The sequence below is a fragment of the Aeromonas sp. HMWF014 genome (assembly GCF_963878295.1).
Taxonomy (GTDB): Bacteria; Pseudomonadota; Gammaproteobacteria; order Enterobacterales; family Aeromonadaceae; genus Aeromonas; species Aeromonas popoffii.
Window position 1 is genome coordinate 1 of record NZ_CAWNYS010000464.1, and the last position, 10,075, is coordinate 10,075.

13 protein-coding genes are annotated in these 10,075 nt (G+C 58.8%); 1 reads left to right on the forward strand and 12 read right to left on the reverse strand.

Features of this window, described 5'->3' with window-relative positions:
- The 3 genes from dnaG to rpsU all read right to left on the reverse strand — a co-directional run.
- On the reverse strand, positions 1 to 1,184 hold a 1,184-nt coding region (gene dnaG, locus AAC083_RS18170), incomplete at its 3' end, for a DNA primase (protein ID WP_108537341.1).
- 88 nt (positions 1,185 to 1,272) lie between these two features.
- Positions 1,273 to 1,716, reverse strand: coding sequence for a GatB/YqeY domain-containing protein (locus AAC083_RS18175; protein ID WP_108537342.1), 444 nt, complete (start codon positions 1,714 to 1,716; stop codon positions 1,273 to 1,275).
- 15 nt (positions 1,717 to 1,731) lie between these two features.
- A complete protein-coding gene (gene rpsU, locus AAC083_RS18180) occupies positions 1,732 to 1,947 on the reverse strand; it encodes a 30S ribosomal protein S21 (RefSeq protein WP_005309452.1) in 216 nt (71 codons plus the stop codon).
- Between the two features lie 179 nt (positions 1,948 to 2,126).
- Between rpsU and tsaD the strand changes: the two genes are divergently transcribed.
- On the forward strand, positions 2,127 to 3,140 hold the full coding sequence (gene tsaD, locus AAC083_RS18185; protein WP_043826335.1) for a tRNA (adenosine(37)-N6)-threonylcarbamoyltransferase complex transferase subunit TsaD: 1,014 nt from the start codon (positions 2,127 to 2,129) through the stop codon (positions 3,138 to 3,140).
- Positions 3,141 to 3,228: 88 nt separating this feature from the next.
- Here tsaD and rpoS read toward each other — a convergent pair whose 3' ends face one another.
- From rpoS to ftsB, 9 genes are all read right to left on the reverse strand, one after another.
- Positions 3,229 to 4,212 (reverse strand): RNA polymerase sigma factor RpoS, encoded by a 984-nt coding sequence (rpoS, locus tag AAC083_RS18190; RefSeq protein ID WP_108537343.1) that lies wholly within the window; start codon positions 4,210 to 4,212, stop codon positions 3,229 to 3,231.
- 47 nt (positions 4,213 to 4,259) lie between these two features.
- Positions 4,260 to 5,303, reverse strand: a complete 1,044-nt coding sequence (locus AAC083_RS18195) for a peptidoglycan DD-metalloendopeptidase family protein (protein ID WP_042033755.1) — start codon at positions 5,301 to 5,303, stop codon at positions 4,260 to 4,262.
- Between the two features lie 9 nt (positions 5,304 to 5,312).
- Positions 5,313 to 5,894 carry a YqaA family protein gene (locus tag AAC083_RS18200; protein WP_042033756.1) on the reverse strand — a complete coding sequence of 194 codons (582 nt, stop codon included), beginning with the start codon at positions 5,892 to 5,894 and terminating at the stop codon, positions 5,313 to 5,315.
- A complete protein-coding gene (locus tag AAC083_RS18205) occupies positions 5,891 to 6,508 on the reverse strand; it encodes a protein-L-isoaspartate(D-aspartate) O-methyltransferase (RefSeq protein ID WP_108537344.1) in 618 nt (205 codons plus the stop codon). Before AAC083_RS18205 ends, AAC083_RS18200 begins: the two co-directional genes overlap by 4 nt.
- A 4-nt stretch (positions 6,509 to 6,512) precedes the next feature.
- Positions 6,513 to 7,274 (reverse strand): 5'/3'-nucleotidase SurE, encoded by a 762-nt coding sequence (surE, locus tag AAC083_RS18210; protein WP_108537345.1) that lies wholly within the window; start codon positions 7,272 to 7,274, stop codon positions 6,513 to 6,515.
- Positions 7,255 to 8,313 (reverse strand): tRNA pseudouridine(13) synthase TruD, encoded by a 1,059-nt coding sequence (gene truD / locus AAC083_RS18215; protein WP_042033759.1) that lies wholly within the window; start codon positions 8,311 to 8,313, stop codon positions 7,255 to 7,257. Before truD ends, surE begins: the two co-directional genes overlap by 20 nt.
- Positions 8,313 to 8,789: a 2-C-methyl-D-erythritol 2,4-cyclodiphosphate synthase gene (gene ispF, locus AAC083_RS18220; RefSeq protein ID WP_042033760.1), complete on the reverse strand. Its 477-nt coding sequence runs from the start codon at positions 8,787 to 8,789 to the stop codon at positions 8,313 to 8,315. Before ispF ends, truD begins: the two co-directional genes overlap by 1 nt.
- Positions 8,790 to 8,921: 132 nt before the next feature.
- Positions 8,922 to 9,608: a 2-C-methyl-D-erythritol 4-phosphate cytidylyltransferase gene (ispD, locus tag AAC083_RS18225; RefSeq protein WP_108537346.1), complete on the reverse strand. Its 687-nt coding sequence runs from the start codon at positions 9,606 to 9,608 to the stop codon at positions 8,922 to 8,924.
- Entirely contained in the window at positions 9,601 to 9,924 is a 324-nt protein-coding gene (gene ftsB, locus AAC083_RS18230) for a cell division protein FtsB (protein WP_108537347.1), read from the reverse strand. Before ftsB ends, ispD begins: the two co-directional genes overlap by 8 nt.
- Positions 9,925 to 10,075 lie beyond the last annotated feature (151 nt).

Sequence of the window (10,075 nt, forward strand, 5' to 3'; positions counted from 1 at the left end):
GCCTTATTGGCCACCTCGAACTTGCCCGCCTCACCGGACAGTGCCGCATCCCGCCCCAGACGCTCAAACATGAAGTCGGCGAAAGGCTGGGCCTGGTCCAGCAGGGCTTCAAAGCCCTCCTTGCCAATCTGGCGGACCAGCGAATCGGGATCCTCGCCATCAGGCAGGAACACGAACTTCAGCTCGCGGCCATCCTGCAGATGGGAGAGGGCATTATCCAACGCTCGCCAGGCTGCTTCACGACCGGCGTTGTCACCGTCGTAGCAGCAGACCACCTCGGCGGTGGTACGAAACAGGGTGTGGATATGGTCGCTGGTTGTCGCGGTCCCCAGGGCAGCCACTGCATAATCGATGTCGTACTGACCAAGCGCCACCACATCCATGTAACCCTCCACCACCAGGATCCTGCGAGGATCCTTGTGTGCCTGCTTCACCTCGTAGAGACCGAATAGCTCCCGCCCTTTATGGAAGATGGGTGTCTCTGGCGAGTTCAGGTACTTGGGCGTGCCATCACCGAGCACCCGCCCACCGAAGCCGATGACCCGGCCACGCTTGTCGCGGATCGGGAACATGATGCGATCACGAAAGCGGTCATAGCTACCGGGACCACTGTCACGGGTGATCAGCATGCCCCCCGAGATAAGCAACTGCTCGTGATCCCGGCTGGCGCCAAAGCGGCGGCGTACCTGATCCCAGTCGCTGGGGGCATAGCCGATATTGAATCGTTTGACCACTTCACCGGTCAGACCGCGCCCTTTGAGGTACTCCACCGCATGGGGAGCGCTCTTGAGATTACTCTCGTAGAAGCGGGCGATCTGGTTCATCAGCTCGAACAGATCCTTACTGACGGCCGGTTGGCTATTGGCCGAGCTACCAAAGCTCTGTTCGCGAGGCACCTGCATGCCCTGCATGTTGGCAAGCTCTTCAATGGCATCGGGAAATTCGAGACCGTCGTACTCCATGACAAAACCGATGGCGTTGCCGTGGGCGCCACAACCGAAGCAGTGGTAGAACTGTTTCTCCTGGCTAACGGTAAAAGAGGGACTTTTTTCGTTATGAAAAGGGCAGCAAGCCTGGTAGTTTTTACCGGCTTTTTTCAGCCGCACTCGCGAGTCGATCAGCTCGACTATGTCTGTGCGTACGAGCAGATCATCGATAAAGGATTGTGGGATCCTGCCTGCCATAACCGTCCTGTTTCATTGCGGATAAAATAAAAAAGCCGCGCATTCCCAGGGAAGCACGGCTTCTTCGACCAAACAAGAGAGTTGCCTGTTACGCCAAGCGGGTTTTCACCTGAGCACTGACGGCGCCGACATCGGCACGTCCCTGAATTTTCGGCTTCAAGACAGCCATGACCTTGCCCATATCAGCCATGACGGCAGCACCACTTTCAGTGATGGCTTGCTCAATCAGTGCGGCAATTTCGTCTGCGGTCAGCTGTTGTGGCAGGAATTCCTGCAGCACAACGATCTCTGCGGACTCTTTGTCGGCGAGATCCTGGCGACCGGCAGCTTCAAATTGGCTGATGGAATCGCGGCGCTGTTTGACCATTTTGATCACGACAGCGAGGATATCCTCATCATTGAGCTCGATACGGGAATCAACTTCACGCTGCTTGATTTCTGCCATCAACAAACGGATCGTCCCCAGGCGAGCCTTATCTCTGGCAAGCATGGTGAGTTTTTGCTGATCCTTGAGTTGATCCTTCAGAGACACGGCATTATCTCCCGATTAGTACAGGCGGATACGACGTGCGTTTTCGCGAGACAGCTTCTTGGCGTGACGCTTTACAGCAGACGCTTTGGCGCGCTTACGAATGGTAGTCGGCTTCTCGTAGAACTCACGGCTACGAACTTCAGACAGGATACCGGCCTTTTCGCAAGAACGCTTGAAGCGACGCAGAGCAACGTCAAACGGCTCATTTTCACGGACTTTGATTACTGGCATGTGCCTTTCACCTCAGTGATATATTGTTAGCTGACCATCAGTCGATCAGCATGTCTTAAAATGGTGCGAAATTATACTCTGGACAGGGAATGAAAGTAAACCCGCAGAGATCGCTCTGGTTTAAAAAACCCGCGAAGGTTACCATAGCCGTCTCATTTTAGCAGTGAAATTTTTTAGCAATGCGTGTATTGGGCATAGAGACATCCTGTGACGAAACAGGGATCGCGATCTTCGACGATCAAAAAGGGATCCTTTCCCATCAGTTATACAGCCAGGTCAAGCTGCATGCGGACTACGGTGGCGTCGTCCCCGAGCTCGCCAGCCGGGATCATGTTCGCAAGACGATCCCGTTGATCCAGGCCGCATTGCAAGAGGCGGGACTGGGCAAAGATGATATTGATGGCATCGCGTATACCGCGGGCCCGGGTCTGGTTGGCGCCATTCTGGTAGGGGCGACCATAGGCCGCTCGCTGGCGATGGCGTGGAACAAACCTGCCATCGCCGTGCATCATATGGAAGGCCACCTGCTGGCCCCCATGCTGGAAGAGAGAGCGCCCGAGTTCCCCTTCGTGGCGCTGCTGGTCTCTGGTGGTCACTCCATGCTGGTGCGGGTCGACGGTATCGGCAGCTATCAGCTGCTGGGCGAATCCATCGATGATGCCGCAGGTGAGGCGTTTGACAAGACCGCCAAGCTGATGGGGCTGGATTATCCGGGCGGTCCCCTGCTCTCCCGTCTGGCCGAGAAGGGCACCACCGGACGTTTCCACTTCCCCCGTCCCATGACTGACCGTCCGGGGCTCGATATGAGCTTCTCCGGTCTCAAGACCTTTGCTGCCAATACCATCGCCGCCAACGGTGACGATGAGCAGACCCGCGCCGATATCGCCCGTGCGTTTGAAGATGCGGTGGTCGATACCCTGGCCATCAAGTGCCGTCGCGCCTTGAAAGAGACCGGCCTCACGCGCCTGGTGGTGGCCGGTGGTGTCAGTGCCAACCGTCACCTGCGTGCCCAACTGGCCGAGCTCATGGAGAGTCTCAAGGGTGAGGTGTTCTATCCACGCACCGAATATTGCACCGATAATGGCGCCATGATCGCCTATGCCGGTATGCAGCGTCTGAAAGCGGGCGTGTTCGAGCCGCTGGCGGTCAAGGCCGTACCACGCTGGCCGCTGGACACCCTGGATCCGGTGTGATCCTGCAGATCCGGCTGCAATGAAAAAGGGGCTGAAGGCCCCTTTTTGGTTGCTGTCAGCAGCGCATATGCGCCCTGATTGGTACTCGCTAGTTGGTCCGAAACAGCGCCTCGATGGAGAGCCCCTGCCCCATCAGGATCTCCCGCAGGCGACGCAGTCCTTCCACCTGGATCTGGCGTACCCGCTCCCTGGTCAAGCCGATCTCGGACCCCACGTCTTCCAACGTGGCCGGTTCATAACCGAGCAGGCCAAAACGACGAGCCAGCACCTCACGCTGCTTGGGATTTAGCTCCTCCAGCCAGTGCACAATGCTGGCACGCATATCGTCATCCTGCGACTCCAACTCGGGCCCCATACCACGTTCATCAGAGAGCACATCCAGCAGCGCCTTGTCGCGATCTCCGCCTATTGGGGTATCCACCGAGGTGATCTTCTCGTTAAGCTTGAGCATGCGATTCACGTCGTCTACCGAGCGATCCAGCGCAAAGGCGATGTCCTCTGCGGTTGGTTCATGATCGAGGCGATGAGAGAGTTCACGAGCAGTACGCAGATAGACGTTCAGCTCCTTGACCACATGGATGGGCAGACGGATGGTGCGAGTCTGGTTCATGATGGCCCGCTCTATGGTCTGGCGGATCCACCAGGTAGCATAGGTGGAGAAACGGAAGCCGCGCTCGGGGTCGAACTTCTCGACTGCGCGAATAAGACCGAGGTTGCCCTCTTCAATAAGATCCAGCAGCACCAAGCCGCGGTTGTTGTAGCGACGGGCGATTTTAACCACCAGTCGCAGGTTTGATTCGATCATGCGCTTGCGGGCGGCTTTATCACCTCGCAAGGCACGACGGGCGTAATAGACCTCCTCTTCGGCAGTGAGGAGGGGGGAGAAGCCAATCTCCCCCAGGTAGAGCTGGGTGGCATCCATCACCTTGTTCAGTTCCGGTGCCATCAGTTCATCGGAGATGGTCTCTTCCACCTCGGCGACGACCTCGTCCAACTCTTCTACTTCATGGGACTCGGATTCGGCGTCAAACTCTAACTCTGCATCCTGCATAACCAGTTGTTCTTGGCTCATGGCGTGTCTCCCTGACCTGAACCAGAGTAAGGCTTAACTCTCTGGGGTTAACGCTTTGGCAAATGGCTCATCGGGTTTATCGATTTGCCTCGATACCGGATTTCAAAGTGCAATCGCACATCCGGTGCGTCCGTGCTACCCATCTTGGCAATGACTTCTCCGCCCTTGACGCTATCCCCTTCCCTAACCCGCAACTCATCATTGTGAGCGTAGGCAGAGAGGTAGTCGTCATCATGTTTGAGGATAATCAGCTTGCCATAACCCCTTAGTGCGCTACCCGCATAGACGACCTTGCCGCCACTCGCTGCGTAGACGGGTTGCCCCTTCTGACCAGCGATATCTATGCCCTTGTTTCCCTGTTCTGCAACGGAGAAACCCTCGACGATCCGGCCTTGTGTCGGCCAGTGCCAAGATAGTTTCGACTGAGGCTTATTGTCTGTTTTTTGTTCTTTGATCTGAGCGTATTCTTTTGAAGATGGCTGAGCAATCGTTTTCTGTTTGATAAATGGGGTGGTCGTACCTGATGGCGCTGTCGCAAGGGGTTTGGGGCCGGTACTTTGTGGCGTGACCGGACGGGTCGCGGCGACCATCTGGCTACCTCCCGTGCTGGCAGACTGCACATTCAGCACCTGGCCAACCTGGAGTGCATAGGGTGCCTGCAGGCTGTTACTCTGTGCCAGCGTCTGATTCGACATGCCAAACTGACGGCCTATGCTGCTCAGAGTATCCCCAGGGCGAACCTGATAGGTGCCGGCACTGCGTGCAACCGTCTGGCTGCCGGCGGACGAATCGAACCGGATCTGTTGTCCCGGATAGATGTTATAGGGAGGGCTGATGCCGTTGAGGCTGGCAAGAGACGGTACATCATTGCCCGAGTTGAAGGCGATGGAGTAGAGGGTATCCCCTTTTTTCACCGTGTAGCTGTTGCCCTGAATGGCCGGCTGAGCCGTCCCCTGACGAGTCGGTACGGTCGAGACAAGGCGATCATTGCCCAATCCCTGTACCGGAGCAGCAGTCTTGCTGGAAGAGCAAGCGAGCAGCAGCCATGACAACACGACGATACTGCTTCCTTGCCAAACACGCGAACGCATAGTGGATCCTTAACGACTAAACCAGAAATAGGCCACAACGGCCAAACAAATACAGAGCCAGCCCAGCACATCCACATAGTGCATCAGCTTGCGCTCCATCTTCTCACCGCCCCAGCGCATCAGGCCCGCGACCAAAAAGAAGCGCATGCCACGACCGATCAACGAGGTCACGATGAAGGGCAATAGCGCCATTTGCAACAGGCCTGCCGTGACGGTAAACACCTTGTAGGGGATCGGCGTGAAGCTGGCAATAAAAATCACCCAGATGCCCCACTGCTCGAACCACTGCCGGGCCAGGCTAATCTTCTCTTCATATCCCACCGAGGTAACCAGCGGCTGCACCACGGGCTCCCACAGGGCATAACCGAGTGCATAGCCAAACAGCGCCCCCAATACGGAGAAGATCGTCGCCAGTGCGGCGTAGTGCCACGCCTTGTGCGGCCTGGCCAGCGCCATGGGCGCCAGCATCACGTCCACCGGGATCGGCCAGAACACCGACTCGGCAAAGGCGGTGATCGCCAGATAATAAGGGGCATACTTGTGGCGGGCCCACTGCATCACCAGCACGTACAAACGAGAAAACAAGGTCACTCAACATCTCCGTCGATCAGGGGAACAAACCTTACCGGCTCCAGGATCTTGCTGGTCAGCTGGGAGCCGGATCGCTCGATCAGCTGCAACATCTGCTGGCTGTCCCCCACCGGCAGTACCAGACGGCCGCCATCGGCCAGTTGATCGGTCAGGGCGGTGGGCACTTCGCTGGCCGCCGCCGTCACCAGGATCGCATCAAACGGCCCCTTGTTGGGCCAGCCCAGCCAGCCGTTGCCGTGCTTGGCGGAAACATTGTGCAGATCGAGCTGCCGCAACCGGCGTCTGGCCTGAAACTGCAGCGACTTGATCCGCTCCACTGTGTAGACATGCTCCACCAGATGCGCCAACACCGCCGTCTGATAACCGGAACCAGTACCAATCTCCAGCACATGGGCAGGAGCATTCTGGATCAGCAACTCGGTCATCCGCGCCACCATATAAGGCTGGGAGATGGTTTGACCGTGGCCGATGGGCAACGCCGTGTTGTCCCAAGCCTTGTGGGCCATGGCTTCATCCACAAACAGCTGGCGCGGCACTTTCGCAATCGCCGCGAGTACGCGGAAATCACGAATGTCCTGCGCGATCAGCTGGTTTAACAGGCGCTGTACTATCACACCTTCATCCCTGCAGGTCTAACCAAGCCCCCAGACCCGCCAGACTGCTGTAAGCAGTCATATCGATGGTCAGGGGGGTGATCGAGACGTAGCCCTGCTCGATGGCGGCAAAATCCGTGCCTTCTCCCGCATCCTGCTGACTGCCGGGGGGGCCGATCCAGTAGATGGGCTGACCACGGGGATCCTCGGTACGGATCACCGACTCCGCCCGATGACGGTTGCCAAGACGAGTCACCCTGATCCCCTTGATCTGCTCGAGGGGCAAGTCCGGCACGTTGACGTTGAGGATCTGATCGGCGGGCAGCGGGTGCACCATCATGCCTTTCACCAGTAGGGCCGCATAGTGGGCCGCGCTGGCGAAGTGGGTCTTGCCTACCAGCGAGATGGCCAGCGAGGGAAAGCCGAGGTGACGCCCTTCGGTAGCCGCCGCGACCGTGCCCGAGTAGATGACATCATCCCCCAGGTTGGCACCGTGGTTGATGCCCGCCACCACCATGTCGGGTTCAGGGCGCACCAGTTCGTTGACCGCCAGATGCACGCAGTCAGTCGGCGTTCCCTTCACCGCATAGCTCTCGATCCCATTAAAGCCGGTTTCGCTGAGACGAGTAACCCGCAGCGGCACCTCCAGCGTCAGGGAGTGACTCGCGCCGCTGCGGTTGCGATCCGGCGCGACAACGATGACCTCACCGCAGGCCGTCAACGCATCGCTGAGGGCACGGATCCCCTCGGCATGCACCCCATCGTCATTACTGACCAGAATTCGCATCGGACTGATTCCTGAAACCATGATCGGCCTCTTCGGCCTGCATTAATTCGCGTACCACACTGGTGGCAAAGGCGCCGGCCGGCAGGAAGAACGACAGGGTCAACGCCTCGTCGTCCAGCTGCCAGCTCATCTGTTCCGGCTTGAGCAGGAGCGGACGACGGTCCTGATCCAGGCCAGCCTTCTCCAGGCCGTCGCACCAGTCGCGGTAAGGCACCAGCACAGCCTGCTCGAACTCGGCGGCCGCCCCCTGGCTCGCCAGCCGGCCACGACCCCACTGGGGGGCAGTCAGCTGCACATCACCGGAGGCGAGACGGGCCTCGAGCTCAGGGGTCAGCAGCTCTTCGCTGAAGATGGAGTGGCTGCCCTTGAGCATCACGCAATCACCGGCCAGCAGCTGGTGAGCCAGCCCCTGTTCGATGCGGGCGCTGACAATGGCATTGAACAGCATGCTGCGGGCGGCAGAGAGGTAGAGGGAGCGTTTGTTGCGATCATGGATCCGCTTGCCGGCAAACATCGCCTTGGCCGCTTCCAGGTTGTTGCCACCACGGCCAAAACGCTGCTCACCGTAATAGTTCGGCACCCCCTGGCTGGCGATAGCCTGTAGGCGTGACGCCAGTCCCTCGGCCTGTTCCAGCCCGGTCAGACGCAGGGTGAAATGGTTGCCCTTGAGGTAACCAACCCGCAATTTGCGGTTATGGCGCCTGGCTTGCAAGATCTGGATGCTATCGCTCTGGATGACCGAGAGGTCCGGCTCGCTCTTGCCCGGCAGGTGAATGCCAAACCACTGCTCGGTCACGGCGTGGCGATCCTTGAGGCCAGCCCAGGTCACTGCGTTGCGATTGACCCCGGCCGCATCGGCCAGCAGGCCCGCCACCCAGGCGGTGTTTTCGCCGGTTTTACGCACCCGCACGAAAATGTGTTCACCCTCGCCACAGGGCTCGAAGCCGAGATCCTCAACCACCACGAAATCACTGGCCTCGGCCTTGAGAATGCCACGGGCGGTGGGCGCCCCATGCAGATAACTGAGTTGTTCCAACATTATTGTTTCACCAGTAAGACGACGGCTTCGGTGGCGATCCCTTCCTTGCGCCCCGTAAACCCGAGTTGTTCTGTGGTAGTCGCCTTGACATTCACACGGTGCAAATCACACATCAGGTCGGCGGCCAGCACGGCGCACATGGCGTCGATATGGGGTGCCATCTTGGGGGCCTGGGCTATGATGGTCACGTCCAGATTGCCGATGACATAGCCTGCTTTTTTTACTCGGGCAAATACGTCCCGTAGCAGGATCCGGCTGTCGATCCCCTTGAATTGCGCGGCGGTATCGGGAAAGTGGCGGCCTATATCACCGGCACCGATGGCGCCCAGCAGGGCATCGCTCACCGCGTGCAGCACCACATCGCCGTCGGAGTGGGCCAGCAGGCCCTGTTCGTACGGCACTGCGACGCCACCCAGCATGCAGGGACCCAGCCCACCAAATTTGTGTACATCAAAACCATGACCAATGCGCATCATCAGCGGCAACCTCCCAACATGCTGAAACCAACCCCATCAATTTTGTGTACGTCCACACCATGTCCAATCCGGATCATGCTAACTCCTTGTTCGGGCCTGTTTGTTCGAGACAGTCTGTTCTGACTGAGGAGCTTATGCCTGTTGGCTTAAAAACAGCCCCGCCAGGGACAGATCCTCCGGCCGGGTCACCTTGATATTGTCGGCACGCCCTTCCACCATGCGCACGGTGAAACCGGCACGCTCCATGGCGGAGGCCTCGTCGGTCATGATGGCCCCCAAGGCCAGCCCCTCCTCCAGCGCCCGCAACAGGGTACGGCTGGGGAACATCTGCGGCGTCAGGGCATGCCAGAGCTGCTCGCGATCGACGGTGCCGAGTATGTTGCCCATGGCGTCTGAACGCTTCATGGTGTCGCGCACCCGGCTACCCAGAATGGCGCCACCACACGGGATGGCGGTGGCGATGAGCCGGTCAAGGTCGCCGTGGGTCAGACAGGGACGGGCGGCATCGTGCACCAGCACCCACTCCCCCTCTGCCAAGTGCAGCGCATTGAGAACGGAAAAGGCGCGCTCGGCGCCCCCCTCTACCCGCAGGACACGCGGGTCTGTCGCAACGGGCAGGGCATCAAACCAGCGATCGTGAGGAGCCAGCGCCACTATCACCTGGGTGATGGCCGGGTGAGACAGCAGGGCGCCGAGGGTATGCTCGAGAATGGTCTGTCCCGCCAGTTGCAGATACTGTTTCGGACAATCGGCGCCCATCCGGCTGCCAATCCCGGCGGCGGGGACTATGGCGGTCAGCCCGGTCTGGCGATCAGTCATCGTAGGCTGCATCTCCCGCGCTGGAGCCCTTGTCCTTATCCTTATCCTTGGGGATGATCCGGTAGAAGGTCTCGCTCTGCTTGATGTAGCCAAGATCGTTACGCGACAGCTCCTCTATGGCTTCAAGACCCGAGGTCAGATCGTCAATCTCGCGATAAATCAGGTCGTTGCGGTCCTTGAGTACCAGATTGTCCTGCTGCTGCCGGGAGATGGCGTCGGACAATTCGTGATAATCGGACAGGCCATTCTTCCCCAGCCAGAGGTCATATTGAAGCCCTCCCAACAGGAAGAGCAGGATAAGAGTGAGTAGCCGCATGCACTGAGTCTCCTTCAAGCGGCCTAGTTTCCCATATTCGCAGGCAAGACAAAAGGAAGCCAGTGTCCCGGATGGGCAGGGCCGGAATAAAAAATGCAGAAACGGCGCCCGGCGATGACGGAAACGAAAAAGCCCCGCCATATTGGCGGGG

Bases quoted from the DNA above. Each gene is read 5' to 3' on its own strand.
- rpsU (WP_005309452.1), bottom strand. From the start codon at position 1,947: ATGCCAGTAATCAAAGTCCGTGAAAATGAGCCGTTTGACGTTGCTCTG.
- tsaD (WP_043826335.1), top strand. From the start codon at position 2,127: ATGCGTGTATTGGGCATAGAGACATCCTGTGACGAAACAGGGATCGCG.
- rpoS (WP_108537343.1), bottom strand. From the start codon at position 4,212: ATGAGCCAAGAACAACTGGTTATGCAGGATGCAGAGTTAGAGTTTGAC.
- AAC083_RS18195 (WP_042033755.1), bottom strand. From the start codon at position 5,303: ATGCGTTCGCGTGTTTGGCAAGGAAGCAGTATCGTCGTGTTGTCATGG.
- surE (WP_108537345.1), bottom strand. From the start codon at position 7,274: ATGCGAATTCTGGTCAGTAATGACGATGGGGTGCATGCCGAGGGGATC.
- truD (WP_042033759.1), bottom strand. From the start codon at position 8,313: ATGTTGGAACAACTCAGTTATCTGCATGGGGCGCCCACCGCCCGTGGC.
- ispF (WP_042033760.1), bottom strand. From the start codon at position 8,789: ATGATGCGCATTGGTCATGGTTTTGATGTACACAAATTTGGTGGGCTG.
- ispD (WP_108537346.1), bottom strand. From the start codon at position 9,608: ATGACTGATCGCCAGACCGGGCTGACCGCCATAGTCCCCGCCGCCGGG.
- ftsB (WP_108537347.1), bottom strand. From the start codon at position 9,924: ATGCGGCTACTCACTCTTATCCTGCTCTTCCTGTTGGGAGGGCTTCAA.